The organism is Streptomyces sp. NBC_00287, from assembly GCF_036173105.1.
In the GTDB taxonomy this organism is placed as follows: Bacteria; Actinomycetota; Actinomycetes; order Streptomycetales; family Streptomycetaceae; genus Streptomyces.
This window is the reverse complement of record NZ_CP108053.1, coordinates 8,787,036-8,804,423: the sequence shown is the minus strand read 5'-3', so window position 1 is coordinate 8,804,423 and position 17,388 is coordinate 8,787,036. Positions and strand designations below refer to the sequence as shown.

16 protein-coding genes are annotated in these 17,388 nt (G+C 71.1%); 12 read left to right on the top strand and 4 right to left on the bottom strand.

Going from position 1 to position 17,388, the window contains the following annotated elements; genetic code table 11:
* Positions 1-32 precede the first annotated feature (32 nt).
* The 3 genes from OHT76_RS39955 (at position 33) to OHT76_RS39945 (ending at position 3,593) form a co-directional block, all read left to right on the top strand.
* The gene (locus OHT76_RS39955; protein ID WP_328875771.1) at positions 33-1,535 is read left to right on the top strand and encodes an MFS transporter; all 1,503 of its coding nucleotides are present in this window, start codon (positions 33-35) and stop codon (positions 1,533-1,535) included.
* 93 nt (positions 1,536-1,628) lie between these two features.
* On the top strand, positions 1,629-2,636 hold the full coding sequence (locus OHT76_RS39950; RefSeq protein WP_328875770.1) for a Ppx/GppA phosphatase family protein: 1,008 nt from the start codon (positions 1,629-1,631) through the stop codon (positions 2,634-2,636).
* 156 nt (positions 2,637-2,792) lie between these two features.
* Entirely contained in the window at positions 2,793-3,593 is an 801-nt protein-coding gene (locus OHT76_RS39945; protein ID WP_328875769.1) for a VOC family protein, read from the top strand.
* Positions 3,594-3,742: 149 nt separating this feature from the next.
* On the opposite strand, the gene OHT76_RS39940 is transcribed toward OHT76_RS39945, so the two are convergent.
* Entirely contained in the window at positions 3,743-4,177 is a 435-nt protein-coding gene (locus OHT76_RS39940) for a protease inhibitor (protein ID WP_328875768.1), read from the bottom strand.
* 324 nt (positions 4,178-4,501) lie between these two features.
* On the opposite strand from OHT76_RS39940, the gene OHT76_RS39935 reads away from it, so the two are divergent.
* The 5 genes from OHT76_RS39935 to OHT76_RS39915 all read left to right on the top strand — a co-directional run bounded on the left by OHT76_RS39935 (position 4,502) and on the right by OHT76_RS39915 (position 9,783).
* Positions 4,502-5,065, top strand: a complete 564-nt coding sequence (locus OHT76_RS39935; RefSeq protein WP_328875767.1) for a hypothetical protein — start codon at positions 4,502-4,504, stop codon at positions 5,063-5,065.
* Between the two features lie 164 nt (positions 5,066-5,229).
* Complete coding sequence (locus tag OHT76_RS39930) at positions 5,230-6,795, top strand: purine-cytosine permease family protein (RefSeq protein ID WP_328875766.1); 1,566 nt, start codon at positions 5,230-5,232, stop codon at positions 6,793-6,795.
* Positions 6,792-7,481: an alpha/beta fold hydrolase gene (locus OHT76_RS39925; RefSeq protein WP_328875765.1), complete on the top strand. Its 690-nt coding sequence runs from the start codon at positions 6,792-6,794 to the stop codon at positions 7,479-7,481. Before OHT76_RS39930 ends, OHT76_RS39925 begins: the two co-directional genes overlap by 4 nt.
* 71 nt (positions 7,482-7,552) lie before the next feature.
* On the top strand, positions 7,553-8,722 hold the full coding sequence (locus OHT76_RS39920; protein WP_328875764.1) for a lactate 2-monooxygenase: 1,170 nt from the start codon (positions 7,553-7,555) through the stop codon (positions 8,720-8,722).
* Entirely contained in the window at positions 8,719-9,783 is a 1,065-nt protein-coding gene (locus OHT76_RS39915; protein ID WP_328875763.1) for a 2-hydroxyacid dehydrogenase, read from the top strand. The genes OHT76_RS39920 and OHT76_RS39915 overlap by 4 nt, the downstream gene beginning before the upstream one ends.
* Here the strand turns inward: OHT76_RS39915 and OHT76_RS39910 are convergent.
* The 3 genes from OHT76_RS39910 to OHT76_RS39900 form a co-directional block, all read right to left on the bottom strand.
* Positions 9,677-11,260: an RICIN domain-containing protein gene (locus OHT76_RS39910; RefSeq protein ID WP_328875762.1), complete on the bottom strand. Its 1,584-nt coding sequence runs from the start codon at positions 11,258-11,260 to the stop codon at positions 9,677-9,679. The two genes, OHT76_RS39915 and OHT76_RS39910, sit on opposite strands and share 107 nt — an antisense overlap.
* A 465-nt stretch (positions 11,261-11,725) precedes the next feature.
* Complete coding sequence (locus tag OHT76_RS39905; protein ID WP_328875761.1) at positions 11,726-12,103, bottom strand: toxin Doc; 378 nt, start codon at positions 12,101-12,103, stop codon at positions 11,726-11,728.
* Positions 12,104-12,106: 3 nt separating this feature from the next.
* Positions 12,107-12,352, bottom strand: coding sequence for a hypothetical protein (locus OHT76_RS39900; protein WP_315883113.1), 246 nt, complete (start codon positions 12,350-12,352; stop codon positions 12,107-12,109).
* A 149-nt stretch (positions 12,353-12,501) separates the two neighbouring features.
* Here OHT76_RS39900 and OHT76_RS39895 point away from each other — a divergent pair, with 149 nt between their 5' ends.
* From OHT76_RS39895 to OHT76_RS39880, 4 genes are all read left to right on the top strand, one after another.
* The gene (locus tag OHT76_RS39895; protein WP_328875760.1) at positions 12,502-13,224 is read left to right on the top strand and encodes a 2OG-Fe(II) oxygenase; all 723 of its coding nucleotides are present in this window, start codon (positions 12,502-12,504) and stop codon (positions 13,222-13,224) included.
* 89 nt (positions 13,225-13,313) lie between these two features.
* Positions 13,314-14,282, top strand: a complete 969-nt coding sequence (gene sigJ, locus OHT76_RS39890) for an RNA polymerase sigma factor SigJ (protein ID WP_328875759.1) — start codon at positions 13,314-13,316, stop codon at positions 14,280-14,282.
* Positions 14,279-15,769: a cytochrome bc1 complex cytochrome b subunit gene (qcrB, locus tag OHT76_RS39885; RefSeq protein ID WP_328875758.1), complete on the top strand. Its 1,491-nt coding sequence runs from the start codon at positions 14,279-14,281 to the stop codon at positions 15,767-15,769. The genes sigJ and qcrB overlap by 4 nt, the downstream gene beginning before the upstream one ends.
* 136 nt (positions 15,770-15,905) lie before the next feature.
* Entirely contained in the window at positions 15,906-17,372 is a 1,467-nt protein-coding gene (locus OHT76_RS39880; protein ID WP_328875757.1) for a VMAP-C domain-containing protein, read from the top strand.
* Positions 17,373-17,388 lie beyond the last annotated feature (16 nt).

Genomic DNA, 17,388 nt, shown 5'->3' with positions numbered 1-17,388 from the left:
GTCCGAACGACTTTCCCTGGAGTGGTTTCCCCATGTCCCAGAAGACTGTGACCGACAGCGCACCGGTGCGTGCGGCCGAACAGCCGGCCGCCGCCTCGGCGAAGCGTTGGTGGATCCTCGCGATCGTCGCCCTGGCGCAGCTCATGGTGGTGCTGGACGCCACCATCGTGAACATCGCCCTGCCGTCGGCCCAGGCCGACCTCGGCTTCTCCGACGGCAGCCGGCAGTGGATCGTCACCGCGTACGCGCTGGCGTTCGCCTCCCTGTTGCTGCTCGGCGGCCGGATAGCCGATCTGTTCGGCCGTAAGCCCGCCTTCCTGATCGGGGTCCTCGGCTTTGCCGCCGCCTCCGCGCTCGGCGGCGCCGCCACCAGCTTCGAGATGCTGGTCGTCGCGCGCGCCCTGCAGGGTGTCTTCGGCGCGCTGCTCGCACCGGCCGCACTCTCGCTGCTCAACACCACGTTCACCGACGCCCGGGAGCGCGCCAAGGCGTTCAGCGTGTACGGCGCCATCGCCGGGGCCGGCGGCGCGGTGGGCCTGCTGCTCGGCGGGGTGCTGACCGACGCGCTGGACTGGCGCTGGACGCTGTACGTCAATGTGCCGATCGCCCTGGTCGCCCTGGCCGGTGGCTGGCTGCTGCTGTCCAACCACCGCGACGCCACCAACTCCAAGCTCGACGTGCCGGGCACGATCCTGGTCGCCGCCGGTCTGTTCGCCGTGGTCTACGGCTTCTCCAACGCCGAGAGCCACGACTGGGGCTCCCCCCTGACCTGGGGCTTCCTGCTCGCGGGCGGAGTGCTGCTGGCCGCCTTCGCCTGGTGGCAGACCCGGGCCGCGCACCCGCTGCTGCCGCTGCGGATCCTGCTCGACCGCGACCGCGCGGCCTCCTTCCTCGCGGTGCTCATCTCCGGCGCGGGCATGTTCGGCGTGTTCCTCTTCCTGACCTACTACCTCCAGCTCAACCTCGGCTTCAGCCCGACGAAGACCGGTGTCGCCTTCCTGCCGATGGTCGCCGCGCTCATGGTGACGGCGCAGGTCGGCACCACGGTCCTGGTGCCGCGGATCGGGCCGAAGGCCGTGCTGCCGCTGGGCTTCGCGATCGCCGCCGGGGGCATGGCCTGGCTGACCGGGATCGGTGTCGGCTCGGACTATTCGACGGCCGTGCTGCCCCAGCTGATCGTCATCGGCCTCGGCCTGGGCCTTGTGATGCCGCCCGCCATGCAGCTGGCCACCGGCGGGGTGGCCGCCGAGGACGCCGGTGTGGCCTCCGCGACGGTCAACGCCATGCAGCAGGTGGGCGGTTCGATCGGTACGGCGCTGCTCAGCACCCTTGCCGCGAGCGCCGCGACGGACTACCTCACCGGACGGGACGCCACCAGCGAGCTGGTGCAGGCGCAGGCCACGATCGAGAGCTACACCACCGCCTTCTGGTGGTCGGCGGGCCTGTTCGCCGCCGGTTCCGTGATCGCGTTCCTCCTCTTCCGGCGCGGGGTGCCGGAGCAGGACTCCTCCGCCGCACCGGTCGTACACATGTGACCGTCCTGTCACCTGGCCGAAGAGGGGCCGCCGTCCGCAGGGAGACGGCGGCCCCTCGTTCGATACTCCGAAAAACGGGGTACTCACGGCGCCATGCGAATCAGCGTGGTGGATGTGGGCTCGAACACGGTCCGGCTGGTGGTGGCGGACGCCCAGGACGGCGTGCCGCTGCCGGTGCACACCGCCAAGTGGCGGCTGCGGCTGTCCGAGTACGTCAGACCGGGGGACGCGATTCCGGAAGAGGCCGTCGAACGGCTCGTGGAGGCGGTCACCGAGGCGAGCAGGACCGCGACGCGGTGGCGGGCGACCGAACCCCTGGCCTTCGCCACGGCCGTGGTGCGGGCCGCCCCGAACCGGCGCGAGGTGCTGTGCGCGATCCGGGCGCGGACGGGGGTGGATCTGTGCACCCTGCCGGGTGAGTTGGAGGCCGAGTTGACGTTTCTCGGGGCGCGGCGGTGGATGGGCTGGCGGTCGGGGCCGCTCGCGCTGCTGGATATCGGCGGCGGATCACTGGAGGTGGCGTTCGGCCGGGGCCGGCTGCCGGACTTCGCGGCCTCGTTACCCCTCGGCGCGGGACGGCTGACCCATGAGTTCTTCGACGGCGACGATCCGCCGTCCGCCGAGCAGGTGCGGGCGCTGCGCCGCAAGGTGCGCCATCAACTGCGGGACGTGGCGGCGCGGATCCGCTGGGAGGGTCCGCGTACGGCGGTGGCGACCTCGCGGACCTTCCAGCAGCTGGGCCGCTTGTGCGGGGCGGCGCCGGGGCGCGACGGCCCGTTCGTGGAGCGGCTGCTGCACCGCCGTGACCTGCGCGAGGCCGCGGACCGGCTGGCCGCGCTGACCGCCGCCGAGCGCGCCCGGCTGCCCGGTATCTCCGCGCCCCGGGCCGCGCAGAGTCTGGCCGGTGCGGTGGTGGGGCACACGGTGATGAAGCTGACCGGGCTGCGGACGGTCACCGTCTGCCCGTGGGCGATCCGCGAGGGAGTCCTGCTGCGGCACATCGAGGACGGTGCGTCCTGGTGGGCGCAGGTGGCTCGCGTCGCCGACGAGCAGCCCGCGCGCGATCCGGTGCCGTTGCGGGTCGCGGGGGCGCCAAGCTGAACAGCGCAGTTGGGGATGCCGAGCCGAACAGCGATGAGTTTCGGGGGCGGGTCCGGTCTAAGGGGTCAGGAGTCGGCCGTACGGGCCAAGCGTCGCCCTGCGCGACGGACGGGCCGGTGCCAGGCTGACATGCACGGACCTTCGAAGGGAAAGCACATGATCACCACCGACCCCGTCCCCGGCGTCCCCTGTTGGCTCGACCTCGGCGCCCCCGACCTCCCGGCCGCCGCGGCGTTCTACGGCGCCGTGCTCGGCTGGCAGTACGAGGCCATGGAGGGCGGCGAGGACATGGAAGGCGGGATGTTCCGCAGGGACGGCAAGATCGTCGCCGGGCTCGGCAAGCTCACCGAGGAGGGTGCGCGCTCGGCCTGGATGATCTACTACAACGTCGCCGACGCGGACGCCACGACCCAAGCGGTCGAAAAGGCGGGCGGCACCGTGCGCGTCGCCCCCATGGACCTCGACGAGTGGGGCCGCATGGCCCAGTTCAGCGATCCGCTGGGCGGCCAGTTCGCCGTCTGGCAGCCCGGCACCAACGGCGGCGTGGAGCTGGTGGACGCGCCGGGTTCGCTGTCGTGGACCGAGCTTTACACGACCGACGCCGAGGGCGCGAAGAAGTTCTACGGCGATGTCTTCGGCTGGTCGTACAGCGACATGGAACTGCCGGGCGGCGGTGGCGCGTACACCCTGATCACCCCGGCGGGGCTGCCCGAGGAGCGGATGCAGGGCGGCATCATGCCCCTGTCCAAGGAGGACCTCGCCCTGACGGGGGGCAAGCCGTACTGGCACCCGGTCTTCGACGTCGAGGACTGCGACGCCGCGGTCGCCAAGGTCACCGAGAACGGCGGCAGTGTGCAGATGGGCCCGATGGACGCCGAGGACGTCGGCCGCCTCGCCGTGTGCGTGGACCCGGCGGGCGCGGACTTCGTGGTGCTCAAGCCGGTCGCCAAGAGCTGACACAAGGCTCTGAATCCGAGGTGCCGGCCGGGCGGCCCCACTCCGCCCGGCCGGCCCTCGGTACGAGATCACAAGGTCCCGAGACAGGACTCGCACTCCCCAGCTACGAGCCGCTGCACATGTGCACGGGAGCCGTGCGATCCCGGCCCTCAGAACGCGAAGACGCTCGCTCCGAGGGAGCTCTTCACGCACTCGTTGGAGTAGGTCCGCTCATAGGAGACGCGCTCGCCCCGCCAGACGCCGTCGACCGTGACGACGACGGGGTCGTACTCCCTGGTGCACAGCATGTCGTCGTCGCTCGCGAGGGCGTCGAAGTCCCCTTGAGCGGCACGCAGTTCGGCGCAGGCCGGGCCGGCCGCCGGGTGCGTGCCGGAGGGCGCGGGGGCGCAGACGAGGGTGACGGCGCGCTCCGGTGCGGCGAGCGCCGCGCTCTCACCGTGCGCCACGGTGAGCACGAGCGCGGAGGGGGCGTAGAGCGAGGCGGGCGCGTTGCCGGGGGCCGCGGGGGCGGCTCCGGCGAGGGGGCCGCAGACGGCGGCTGCCGTCAGACCGATGGTCGCTGCCCAGCGCGCGGTGTTCCGCATTGTGTGCATCCTTCCGCTCGAAACGGGGGTGTGCCGGCTCCCGCCCGATCGGGCCGGAACCAGCGAGCGCGAGTCTGCCGAGTCCGCCGCCGGAACACACATCGACCCCACGAGTTTCAGTAACCTTGCGTGTTGAATCAGTGGCGTGAAGTAACGGAATTCGAACGTTCCAACCCCCTGGGCGGGCGGATCTTGATCGCCCGAAGCAGCCAAGTGGCCGAATTACATGTGCTCCTTAATAGGCCTGAAACATTCCGATTCCGCTCTCGGCCGATCTCTCCGCGACCCCTTGTGTTCATGTTCGAGCGGAGTAATCGTCATTACATGATTACGACAGAGCAGCGAGAGAAGCTGCGCGGCTGGTTCGCCGGCCGCCTGCCCGACGATCTCTTCGAGCAGCTGACCGAGGTCACGGTCGACCGCGAGGAGATCACGGTGATCGGCCGCATCCCCGAACCCCGGCTCGCCGAGGACGCCTCGGACGCCGAGCGGGACGCGGCCGTGCAAGGACGCGTCCAGGAGTTCCGCGAGCGCACCCGGGAGGCCCGGATGGCAGTGGCCCGCGAGGCCGAGCACAAGTTCGCCCGCAAGGTCTCCTGGGGTGTGGAGTGCGGCGCCGAGCGCGCCCTGTTCACGCATGTCGCCGCGCCCGTGATGACCCGGCTGCGCCAGCCCGAGCGCCAGGTGCTCGACACCCTGATCGCCGGCGGGGTGGCGCGCAGCCGCAGCGAGGCCCTGGCCTGGTGCGTACGGCTGGTCCAGCAGCACACCGACGACTGGCTCACCGAACTGCGCGAGTCCCTGGAACATGTCCAGCGGGTGCGGGCACAGGGTCCCGACTCGTCGACGGTGGAGGATTCATCCACTGGCGAAGCGAAAGATGGATGAACCGTCACCTGGCCCGGCTCTTGACCATGGCCGTACGGTCGGCAGACCCCTGAGGGACGGCCTCCCTCCGCCGCGCACACCCCCGCGCCGGCGAACGGCCGTCCCTTCCCCCGCCGCCGCGTCACCCCGCGCTCCACCGCCCGCCCCCGCCGCTGGAGCCCCCTTTGTCCCCGACTCCCCCGTCCCTCACCGAGGTCGAGACCCACGGCGTCGACCGCATCCCCGACGCCGACCGCACCGCCGGCCCGCTGGACCTGTTCCGGCTCGCCTTCGGTGGCGCCAACACCTTCTCCACCTGCGTCCTCGGCGCCTTCCCGATCCTGTTCGGGCTCTCCTTCTGGCAGGGCCTGGCCGCCACCCTCCTCGGGGTCGTCGCGGGCGCGCTGATCCTGTGCCCGATGGCCGTGTTCGGCCCGGTCAACGGCACCAACAACGCCGTCTCCTCCTCCGCGCACCTCGGTGTGCACGGCCGCGTGGTCGGCTCGTTCCTCTCCCTGCTGACCGCGGTCGCCTTCTTCTCGATCTCGGTGTGGAGCTCCGGCGACGCCCTGGTCGGCGGCGCGCACCGGCTCTTCGGCCTCAGTCGCGGCAATCTGTCGTACGTCGTCGCCTACGCGCTGTTCGCCGGTCTCGTCCTCGCGGTGTGCGTGTACGGCTTCCGGTTCATGCTGTTCGTCAACAAGGTCGCGGTGATCTCGGCGAGCGTGCTGTTCGTGCTCGGCGCGGTGGCCTTCGCCGGCGACTTCGACCCCTCGTACGCGGGCGTGTTCACCGACTCCGCCGACGCCGAGACGCAGTCGCTGTTCTGGCCGTCCTTCATCGGCGCCGCCCTGATCGTGCTGTCCAACCCGGTGTCGTTCGGGGCGTTCCTCGGCGACTGGTCGCGCTACATCCCGGCGAGCACCCCGCGCCGCAAGGTGGTCGGCGCCGCGTTCCTGTCGCAGATCGCGACCCTGCTGCCCTTCGTGTTCGGTCTGGGGACCGCGAGCATCATCGCCAACAAGGCGCCCGAGTACGTCGATCCGGCCGCCCCCGACTTCGTCGGCGGACTGCTCGCCATCTCGCCGGGCTGGTTCTTCCTGCCGGTGTGCCTGATCGCGCTGATCGGCGGCATGTCGACGGGGACGACCGCGCTGTACGGCACCGGGCTCGACTTCTCCTCGGTCTTCCCGCGGCTGTCCCGGGTGCAGGCGACGGTACTGGTCGGCGTGTTGGCCATCGCGTTCATCTTCATCGGGCGGTTCGGCCTGAACCTGGTGCAGTCGATCTCCACCTTCGCCACGATGATCATCACCTGCACCACTCCATGGATGGTCGTGATGATGCTGGGCTTCTGGACCCGGCGCGGCTGGTACGACCCGGACGCCCTCCAGGTCTTCAACCGCCGTCAGCGCGGCGGCCGTTACTGGTTCGCGCACGGCTGGAACTGGCGCGGCATGACCGCCTGGTGGGTCTCCGCGCTGCTCGGCGTGCTCTTCACCAACATCCCCGGCCAGTTCGTCGGCCCGCTCGGCGACCTCGCGAACGGCGTCGACATCAGCCTGCCGCTGTCCATGGCCGTGGCAGCCGTCCTGTTCCTGACCCTGCTGCGGCTGTTCCCCGAACCCCGGGCGGTCTACGGGCCGGAGGGCGCGCGGCTGGCCCGTACGGTCGAGGCCCCGGTGCCGCCGATCACCGGGCCCGGCACCGAGGGGCCGTTGTCGGACCCGTCGGTTACGTTGCGGGCATGACTCATTTCGTACTGGTGGCAGGTGCGTGGCTCGGGGCGTGGGCGTGGGACGAGGTGGCGGCGGAGCTGCGGGCCGCCGGGCATGACGTCCATCCGCTTTCGCTGTCGGGCCTCGCCGAGAAACAGGGCGAGCCCGCCGGGCAGCAGACTCATGTCCAGGACATCGTCGTCGAGGTCGAGCGGCTGGATCTGCGGGATGTCGTCCTCGTGGGGCACAGCTACGCGGGGGTGCCGGTGGGGCAGGCGGCGGAGCGGGTCGGTGAGCGGCTGGGGCGGGTGGTGCTCGTCGACGCCAACGTCCCGGTCGACGGCGAGTCGTTCCTGTCCGGTTGGCCGAGCGACCCCGTGCGGGAGGCCATCGCCGCGCACGACGGCTTCTGGCCGTGCCCGGACCCGGCCGAGTTCACCGGCCAGGGGCTGACGGACGACCAGGTGGCGAAGTTCGTCGCCGGTGCCACCTCGCACCCCGGCGCCACGCTCACCGAACCGGCCGTCCTGTCCCGGCCGTTCGGCGAACTGGCCGGCACCTACGTCAAGTGCCTCCTGGACGGCGAGGAGCCCTGGGGCGCGGCGGCCGAGCTGCTCAAGAGCGAGCGCTGGAACCTGGTGAACCTCGACACCGGGCACTGGCCGATGTTCTCGCGCCCGCGCGAACTCGCCGCGATCCTGGAGGCGTCGGCCACCTGACCACCCCTCCCTACTGGTCGGTATGGTCTGCGTACTGCGCGTTCTCAGCGACGAGAGGCGGGATGTACGACATGGCCAAGCACTGGGCGGATTTCCAGTACGAGATCTACCTGAACGGCATGACGGGTGCTGTACCCCGGCTGCCCACCGATCTGACCCGGCTGGAGGAGCTGACCGAGCAGCGCCTCGGCCCGGGTCCGGTCGGTTATGTCGCCGGGAGCGCCGGGGACGGCAGCACCGCCCGCGCCAACCGGACCGCCCTGAAGCGGCACCGGATCGTGCCGCGCATGCTGCGGGACGTACACGAACGGGATCTGTCCGTCGAGGTGTTGGGCCGCGCCCTGCCCGCGCCGCTGGCGCTGGCCCCGGTCGGCGTGCTGTCGATCATGCATCCGGATGCCGAATCGGCCGCCGCCCGCGCCGCCGCCGCCCAGGGCGTGCCGTTCATCATGTCCTCGGCGTCCAGCACCCCCCTGGAGCAGGTCGCCGAGGCGATGGGGGACGCCGAGCGCTGGTTCCAGCTGTACTGGCCGAGGGACCCGGAGGTGGCCCGGAGTTTCCTGAACCGGGCGAAGGCGGCGGGGTACACCGCCCTGGTGGTCACTCTGGACACCCCGTTGCTGGCGTGGCGGCCCCGCGATCTGGACCAGGCGTATCTGCCGTTCCTGCACGGTGTGGGCACCGCCAACTACTTCACCGACCCGGCCTTCCAGGCGGGCCTCGCCAAGCCGGTGCACGAGGACCCGAACGCCGCCGTGATGCATTTCGTGGGGATGTTCGCCGACCCCGGCAAGACCTGGCCGGACCTGGCGTTCCTGCGGGAGAACTGGGACGGCCCGATCGTACTGAAGGGCATCCTGCATCCGGACGACGCGCGTGCGGCGGCCGACGCGGGCATGGACGGGGTCGTCGTCTCCAACCACGGCGGGCGCCAAGTGGCCGGTTCGCTCGCCGCGGCCGACGCGCTGCCCCGGGTCGTGGAGGCGGTCGGCGACCGGCTCACCGTCCTCTTCGACAGCGGGATCCGCACCGGCGACGACATCTTCAAGGCGCTCGCTCTCGGCGCGCGGGCGGTGCTGGTCGGACGGCCGTACGTGTACGGGCTCGGGCTCGACGGACAGGCGGGTGTCGAGCACGTCATCCGGTGTCTGCTCGCCGAACTCGACCTCACCCTCGCCCTGTCCGGGCACGCGGGCCCCGCCACCCTGAGCCCGGCCGACCTCGTGGAGGAGTCCGCATGAACGTCCTCGCCGTCATCGCCCCGCATGTCGGCGGCCGCAACGTGGGAGCGGGACTCGCCACCCTCTTCCCCGCCGAGGCGAACGTCACCGTCGTCGAGACGGCGGACGAGGACCCGGCCGCCCTGCGCGCCGCGCATGTGATCATCACGGGGCTCGGCCCCGTGACCGCCGAACACCTCGCCGCGGCACCGGAGTTGAAGCTGGTGCAGTGCGCGAGCCACGGCTTCGACTACGTCGATCTGACGGCCGCCCGCGACCGGGGCGTGCAGGTGTGCAACATCGGCTCCAGCGGCGCGGAGGCGCAGAACGTCGCCGAGCAGACCTTCGCCCTCATGCTCGCCCTCGCCAAGCAGCTGATCCCCGCCCACACCGCGCTCGTCGAGGGCGACTGGGCGCTGCCCCGTCTGCAGAGCTCCCTCACCGAACTGTCCGGCAAGACACTCGGCATCGTGGGCCTCGGCCAGATCGGCCGCGAAGTCGCCCGCCGCGCGGTCGCCTTCGACATGACCGTCGTCTACGCCGGACGCAACCGGGTCTCCCCCGAGGTGGAGGAGCGACTCGGCGGCGCCCGCCATGTCCCGCTCGACGACCTGCTGCGCACCGCGGACTACGTCTCCCTGCACGCCCCGCTCACCGACGACACCCGGCACCTCCTCGATGCCGGCCGGCTGGCGCTGCTGAAGCCGACGGCGTTCGTGGTGAACACCGCGCGGGGCGCCCTGATCGACCAGGACGCCCTCGCGGACGCCCTGGAGAAGCGCGCCCTGGCCGGGGCGGGCATCGACGTCTTCGATCCCGAACCTCCCACCCCGGCCCTGCGGTTGCTGCGGGCCCCGAATGTGGTGCTCTCCCCGCACGCCGGCGGCGTCACCCGCGAGACCCTGGTCCGTATCGCGCTGGCCGCGGTGGAGAACGTGACCGGGTTCCTGTCGGGCAAGGAGCCGCGCGACGTGGTCAGTCAGCGCGGGCCGACGGCGCGGCCACCGACAGCGAACCCGGGTTCGCCGACTCCCCCGGATCCGCCAGCCAGCGCTGGTCGTCGGAGCCGTTACGGACCTTGACTACGATGTCAGCGCCCGCTTCGCCGTTGGTCGAGGTGAGGGCGAGCTGCTCGTCCCAGCGGGGCAGCAACTCGCCCTGCACGGTGAGGTCGTAACGCACATCGTCGGCCCGGTCGTCGTCCTCGTCGGCGCACCGCCCGAGGACGACGACCCCCGCGTCCACATGCGAGTCCAGGCAGAGCTCGGGCTCCGCGGCACTGCGCAACAGCCCGTCCTCCTCGTACGACCACTGCTGGGTGTCCGCCGCCGAGCAGGCCGCGAGCTCGGTTCCGGCGCCGGCCTCGGGCTCGTCGCGGATGTCCAGGCACAGGTCGGCTTCGGCGTTGCGCAGCCGGGTCTGCCGTGGCGGGACGGGGAGTTGGGCAGTGCCCGGGGGTGCGGTGGACACCGTGGGCGGGGCCTCGGCGCCGGTGCCGCCGTTCGTCGCGGAGGCGGCCGGGCTGGAGCCGTCGTCGTCGGACCAGACACCGGCCGCGAGGACCGACGCGAGCAGCCCCGCCGAGGCGATGCCCACCCCGGTGAACAGCACCCGGGACGGACGAGGCCCCTCCGTCACCCGGCGCACTTGCGCGGGGATACGGGGCAGGAGGCGTCGGCGTCCGCGGCCGTGCCGGGCCGAACCGCGGGGGTGCGGGCTCTGCTGGGTACGGCCCGGGCGGGACTCCAGATAGCGGCGGGCGCCCCAGCCGAGGACGGATTCGGCGAGCAGGGTGCCCAAAGCGCCCTCGAAATGGCTCAGTTGTTCGGCGGCCGAACGACAGTAACGGCACTCCGACAGATGCTGCTGGACGTCCGGCAGCAGGGCTCCACCGCGGCGAATGGGGACGTCGAGGAGGCGGTTGTAGAAGCGGCAATCCTTCGTCGGGGCGAGTTCTCGATGGGCGAGTACACAGCCTTCGCGGAATTTTTCACGCGCCTGTTCGATTGCGACCGACGCGGTGTCGGTATCCATGCCCAGCAGTGAGGCGGGCACGGTTATCGCTTCCGCCTCCACCTCGGTGTGCCACAGCAGACACCGGGCAAGTCCGGGAAGGGCGTTGAATGAACGTCCGGCCAACTTGCGATTTTCCGCAGTCATGGACTTCGCGGCACGCATACCGCGACCGCCGGCCGGTTTCCGGAGATCCGGCAGGACGGCCGATATTCGCTCCTCGGCCGCCCACACCCGGACCGTGTCCCGTACGGCGACCAGCAGTCGGGGGCGCAGCGCCGTGGCAGGTTCGCCCAGCGCCAGCCGGTCGAGGACCTGATGGAAGGCGGCGGAGGTGACCATGGCGGCGATCTCCGCGCGGGAGGCGAGGCAGATCACCGCGTATTCCTGGGCGGGTTGCCAGTGTCGCGCCATCAACAGGGCGACCGTATGGGTTGTCTCGCCGTCCGGTCTGCCTCTGAGGCGGGCGGCGAGGCCGTCGTCCGATTCCTCGGGGACGCCGACGGGCGGCGGGTAAGGGGGGCGAGGGGGGTGGGGGGTGGGCACTGAGCGGATTCCTTCCCACGCGCAGAGAAGAGCGCGGGGAGCGTGAATTCACCAAACCTCATCCGAGCCCGATCCCCCATCGGTACGAATGCGACCCGGCTTTTACCCCCCGCACGGGCACTTAACCCTCGCACAAAACACTCACGACCAACAAGGCACTCGGGCAACATCCGCACCTTTGAAAGAAAGTCAGAAACGACGGCAACTCCCGTCACCCGCACCGACTTTCGGCTTTGCCCCGCGCCCCGTGTGAATCACGCACCCGCGCCGGAGCGCCACGCACGCTCCCGGCGCGGACGCGCGAGCGGTGCACTGGAACCGGCCCCTCGGAAGGCCCCGCGCAGGACGGCTCTCCTGTGCGAAAGGGCCGCCGACCCCGTTCCTCCCGCCCTCGGTCGGCGGCCCCGAGGGGGGCGGGCCCGGCCGGCGGCCCCAAAGCCCGGGATCCGCGCGGCCTCAAGAGCCTCAGATCTGCCAGGACCGCAGCCGGTCCGCGGCGCCGAACACATCGGTCTTGCCGTCGATCAGATCCCGGGCGAGGTCGACGAGGGCGCCGTACGGCGGATCGATGCCGACACCGCTGACGAACATGTACGCCACGGCCGAGGCGCAGGCGAACCGGGCGTTGGCCGCGGGCAGCGGCTTGAGCAGGGCGATGGTGTGCAGCAGCGCGGCGGCCCGCCAGGCCGGGTCGGAGTTCACGCCGAGGCGCGGCGGGTCGACGCGGTGCCGGGCTACGGCGGCCACGAGCGCCGAGAAGTCGTTGATCGTGGGCTGGTCCGGCAGGACCTCCTCGTGCCGCTGGAGCAGCCAGGGCACGTCGATGTGGATGACGGGGGCCATCACTCAGGCCGCCCGCCCCTCGCCCTTGGCGGGTGGTTCGTCGTCCGGGAACGCTTCCGCGAACTCGTCGGCGTGCGAGGCGAAGAACCGGCGGAAGGCCTCCGCGCCCTCCTGGAGCGCCCGGTGCCGGGCGATGTCGGCCGCCGCCGCCTCCCGTACGAGCGCCTTCATCGACGTACCGCGCTCCTTGGCGATCTGCCGCAGATCCTCAAGTTCGCGGTCGCTGAACTCCACGTTGAGAGCTGGCATGACCTCACGGTACCGCGCGGGTACTTACCCGTAAATACGGCCAGGTCAGATGGGGTCTGTAACGGTACCTGGGGACGCCGTCCGAATACCGCCGGTCGGCGGGCGAGCAGGGACACAAACTCGGAGGGAGAAGGAAGGACGACAGACTCATGCCCCTCACCGCCGACACCGCCCGCTGCCGGATCGCCGCCACCGACTGGGACGCGCTCGCCGCCGAGCTGGACGTGCACGGCAGCGCGCTCACGGCACCGCTACTGACGCCCGCGGAGTGCCGGGACCTGGCCGCGCTCTACGAGAAGCCGGAGCTCTTCCGGACCACCGTCGACATGGCACGCCACCGCTTCGGCTCGGGCGAGTACCGCTACTTCACCCACGAACTGCCGGCCCCGGTCGCCGCCCTGCGCGCCGCGCTCTACCCGCGTCTGCTGCCGATCGCCCGCGACTGGGCCGCCCGCCTCGGCCGCCCGGCACCCTGGCCGGACTCCCTGTCCGAGTGGCTGGAGCGCTGCCGTACGGCGGGCCAGGACCGCTCGGCACAGATCCTGCTGCGCTACACGGAGGGCGACTGGAACGCCCTTCACCGGGACGTCTTCGGCGACCTGGTCTTCCCGCTCCAGGTCGTCGTGGGCCTCGACGAGTACGGCACCGACTACACCGGCGGCGAGTTCCTGATGGTGGAGCAGCGGCCGCGCGCCCAGTCCCGGGGCACCTCGACCGTGCTGCGACAGGGCCACGGGCTGGTCTTCACGACCCGTGAGCGCCCGGTGCGCACCAAGCGCGGCTGGTCGGCGGGGGCGATGCGGCACGGGGTGAGCACGGTCCGCTCGGGCCGCCGGCACGCGCTGGGGATCGTCTTTCACGACGCCGCGTGAGATCTGGGTCACATTACCCCCCGTCGATGTCACAAACCGGCCCCCTCGAGGCCTCCCAGTGGTGAGCGCACCGCTGCGGAGGCCCCCGTATGTCCGAGATATCACTTCCCGAGACCGAAGACCGGCTTGATCCCGAGACCGCCGACCGGCTGGACCAGGCGACCGGCGTCTTCGTCGCCCATCGCGAGCTACTGTTCGGCGTCGTCTACAACGTGCTGGGCAGCGTCGCCGACACCGAGGACGTCCTCCAGGAGACCTGGCTGTCCTGGACCGCCCGGGGCGGCGGCGCCCCGCTCGACGGGGTGGAGAACCCCCGGGCGTATCTCGTCCGCGTCGCCGTCAACCACGCCCTGCGCCGACGCGCCGCGATCAGCCGCCGCCAGGAGACATACGTCGGACCGTGGCTGCCCGAGCCACTGGTCGCGTCCGACGACGGCGCGGACGACCCGGCCCTGCGCACCGAGTCCGTGTCACTGGCGCTGCTGGTGGTACTGGAGTCGCTGACTCCGCTGGAGCGCGCGGTGTTCGTCCTGAACGAGGTGTTCGGCTATCCGCACACCGAGATCGCGGACATCCTGGACCGCACCCCGGCGGCGGTACGGCAGTTGGCCCGGCGCGCCCGCGCCCATGTGCATGCGCGGCGGCCGCTGTACCAGGCGCATCCACGGGTACGGCGGGAGGCGACGGAGCGGTTCGTCAGGGCCGCGCTCGGCGGGGACATCGCCGCGCTGATGGAGATCCTCGCGCCGGACGTCACGGTGTGGTCGGACGGCGGCGGCAACCGCAAGCCGTCGGGGCTGCGCCCGGTGCACGGCCGGGACAAGGTGGTCCGGCTGCTCACCGGGCACGCCGCCCGGCAGGGCGTGGGCGAACTGGAGCTGCGCTACCGGCGCGTCAACGGCGACGACGCGGCGGTGCTGTTCCAGGGCGACTCACCGTTCGCGGTGATGGTCATGGACCTCACCCCGGAGGGCGACCGGATCTCGGGCGTCTACATCGTCAGCAACCCCGACAAGCTCACGCATGTCGAACGGGGCGAGGAAGAGGAGGAGGCGTGACGCAGGCCTCCAGGACTCCCGGCCCCTCGAAGGGCGAGCGCACCGCCGACTGGTTCGACGGCCGCCTCGGCATCCATACGCTGGGCCGCAAGTACCTGCGCAAGGTGTTCCCGGACCACTGGTCGTTCCTGCTCGGCGAGATCTGCCTGTACAGCTTCGTGGTGCTGATCCTGACCGGGGTCTGGCTGACCCTGTTCTTCCATCCGTCGATGAACGAGGTGACGTACCAGGGCAGTTATGTCCCGCTCAACGGGGTGCGCATGTCGGAGGCGTACGCCTCCACCCTCGACATCAGCTTCGACGTGCGCGGCGGACTGCTCATCCGGCAGCTGCATCACTGGGCGGCGCTGGTGTTCATCGCCGGGATGCTCACGCACATGATGCGGCACTTCTTCACCGGGTCGTACCGCAAACCCCGTGAGGTCAACTGGCTGTTCGGCTGGCTGCTGCTGTTCCTCGGACTTTTCGAGGGACTGTTCGGCTACTCGCTCCCGGACGATCTGCTGTCCGGCACCGGGCTCAGGTTCGTCAACGGCGCGCTGCTGGCCGTCCCGATCGTGGGGACGTACCTCTCCATGTTCGTGTTCGGCGGCGAGTTCCCCGGTGACGACATCGTGGCGCGCTTCTACTCGCTGCACATCCTGATCCTGCCGGGCATCATGGCGGCCCTGGTGGTCGCCCATGTCCTGCTGGTCGTCTACCACAAGCACACCCAGTTCGCGGGCCCCGGCCGCACCGAACGCAACGTCGTCGGCGCCCCGTTCATGCCGGTGTACCTGGCCAAGGCGGGCGGCTTCTTCTTCCTGGTCTTCGGCACCCTCACCCTCCTGGCCGCGGTCGCCACGATCAACCCGGTCTGGGCGTACGGCCCGTTCCGCGCCGACCAGGTCTCCACGGGCGCCCAGCCCGACTGGTACCTGGGCTTCGCGGAGGGCCTGGTGCGGGTGATGCCGGGCTGGGAGATCAACCTGTGGGGCCACACGCTGGTCCTCGGTGTCCTGATCCCGATCGTCGTGTTCCCTCTGCTCCTGGTCCTGATCGGCATCTACCCGTTCCTGGAGTCCTGGATCACGGGCGACAAGCGCGAACACCACCTCCTGGACCGCCCCCGCAACCACCCGGTACGCACGGGCCTCGGCGCGGCCTGGATCAGCCTCTATCTGGTCCTCCTGGCGGGCGGCGGCAACGACATCGTGGCGACCCAACTGCACCTGTCCATCAACACGGTGACCTGGACGATCCGCATCGCGGTCTTCGTACTCCCGGTGGCGGTCTTCGTCCTCACCCGCCGTATCTGCCTGGGCCTCCAACTCCGCGACAAGGAGCTGGTGGCGCACGGCCGCGAGACGGGCATCATCAAGCGCCTCCCGCACGGCGAGTACATCGAACTCCACGAACCCCTCGACCAGGCCCGCCTGCACACCCTGACCGCCCACGAACGGCCCCGGGAATTCGTCGAACAGGAATCCCGGGCGGAGATCCCCTAGCGCTGTCCCGCCCTGTTCGCCGATCCTCTTCCGTCAGCGACCGTGACCCCTAATCTTGTGTCACTGACGGTACGAGCGAGTCGTCGGACAGGGCGAGGAAGCACGCCCCCGGGCGGGGCGTCGGAGGGGGGCCTCCTTGCGCGAGGAGATCGAGGACCGGATACGGCGCGCCGCCGTGGACGTCCTGGTGGGCTGCGACGGTCTGCGGTCGCCCGAGGACCGGGAGCAGTTCCTGGACCTGGTGCTCGACCGGCTCGGGCAAAACGGCCGGCTCCCCCGCCACGCCATCCCGCGCAAGCAGTACGTCGCACTGCTGCTGTTCTGCATGAAGGACGCGCCGGGCGGCCACGGTCCGGACGGCCTGGCGTGTCTCGCCGCCGCCCTGGACCTGCTGGATCCCGGCTCCGCGGAGTCCCTGCTGATGTTCCGGCTCTGCGACGAGTGGCGGGCCGCGCGCACGCTGCCCGCCGAATTCGCCGAGTCCTGGGGCCTGTTGGGTGACTGCCTGAAGGCGCTGCGGCTCCCCGACGACGAGCGGCGCCGCCTGCTGGCCCGGGCGACACTGTCCCGATTACGCACCCCGCCCGACCACTCCACCACGCCCTGGTCGGACTTCCTCTACCTGGTGGGCCAGAACACGGCACCCGGACAGGTGCCGCCGTGGATGGCGTACCTGGACGAGGCCTCGGCCTGGATGGACGCGCCGCACCGCCAGGAGATCCGGGCGATCAACCGACAGCGGGCAGTGCGCTGGGAGTTCGGGGACACGCTGGACCGCAGACGGTACGTCCGGCAGGCGGAGCTGCAGCCGGCCATCCATGACGAGCACCTGGCCATCCGGATCATGCCGGCGCCCTTCGACGAGGGCCACTACACGGTGTCGTACTGGTTCCACTCCGATGCCCGGGGGCCGGACTTCGAGGGGCGCCGGGACAGCGCGGTGATCCCCTTCGCCGAACTCCAGCGCACGGTCAGCGAGGTGATCTCCGAGGTGGAGCGGGCCGAGGGCGACCGTCCGGGGCAGCTGAGGCTGGAGTTCGTGCTGCCGCTGGAGCTGATCAATCTGCCCGTCGAGTCCTGGCCCCTGGACGCCGCCGAGGACCCGCATCTGCCGCTCGGCATGAGCTATCCGGCGGTGGTGATCCGCAGTCTGGACCGGCTGCTCGACCAGCGCTGGCACGGCTGGTGGCGGCTGCGCTGGCAGAAGCTGCGGCAGGAGCCGACCGCCGGTTCCGTGTACATGAGCATCCCGAACAACAGCCCTCAGCACCCGCGCCGGGTCGTGGCCGGGCTGCTGGACGAGGAGCATGTCGCGGCCGTGCTGAGCGAACCCCCCGAGGAGGGCCGGACGCACGGCTGCCTGGAGTTCAGGACGGCGCTGCGCACGGGCTATCCGGTCGTCGTATGGCATCGCACCAGCGAGTCGACGACGGAGTTCCGGCAGGTGCTCGGCGAACTGTTCGCCGGTGGCTTCGCCGATCTGCTGCCGCGCATCACCCGCTTCCGCCGGCAGGCCGCCGCGCTCGGCTCGGGTGCGCCCGAGCACCACATCGGCCGGCACCTCGCGGTGCTGTGGGACGACCCCGACCGCAAACCGCTGTGACGCCGCTGCGCAGAGA

Coding starts and splice junctions, on each gene's coding strand:
- OHT76_RS39955 (WP_328875771.1), top strand. CDS start 33: ATGTCCCAGAAGACTGTGACCGACAGCGCACCGGTGCGTGCGGCCGAA.
- OHT76_RS39950 (WP_328875770.1), top strand. CDS start 1,629: ATGCGAATCAGCGTGGTGGATGTGGGCTCGAACACGGTCCGGCTGGTG.
- OHT76_RS39945 (WP_328875769.1), top strand. CDS start 2,793: ATGATCACCACCGACCCCGTCCCCGGCGTCCCCTGTTGGCTCGACCTC.
- OHT76_RS39940 (WP_328875768.1), bottom strand. CDS start 4,177: ATGCGGAACACCGCGCGCTGGGCAGCGACCATCGGTCTGACGGCAGCC.
- OHT76_RS39935 (WP_328875767.1), top strand. CDS start 4,502: ATGATTACGACAGAGCAGCGAGAGAAGCTGCGCGGCTGGTTCGCCGGC.
- OHT76_RS39925 (WP_328875765.1), top strand. CDS start 6,792: ATGACTCATTTCGTACTGGTGGCAGGTGCGTGGCTCGGGGCGTGGGCG.
- OHT76_RS39920 (WP_328875764.1), top strand. CDS start 7,553: ATGGCCAAGCACTGGGCGGATTTCCAGTACGAGATCTACCTGAACGGC.
- OHT76_RS39915 (WP_328875763.1), top strand. CDS start 8,719: ATGAACGTCCTCGCCGTCATCGCCCCGCATGTCGGCGGCCGCAACGTG.
- OHT76_RS39905 (WP_328875761.1), bottom strand. CDS start 12,103: ATGGCCCCCGTCATCCACATCGACGTGCCCTGGCTGCTCCAGCGGCAC.
- OHT76_RS39900 (WP_315883113.1), bottom strand. CDS start 12,352: ATGCCAGCTCTCAACGTGGAGTTCAGCGACCGCGAACTTGAGGATCTG.
- OHT76_RS39895 (WP_328875760.1), top strand. CDS start 12,502: ATGCCCCTCACCGCCGACACCGCCCGCTGCCGGATCGCCGCCACCGAC.
- sigJ (WP_328875759.1), top strand. CDS start 13,314: ATGTCCGAGATATCACTTCCCGAGACCGAAGACCGGCTTGATCCCGAG.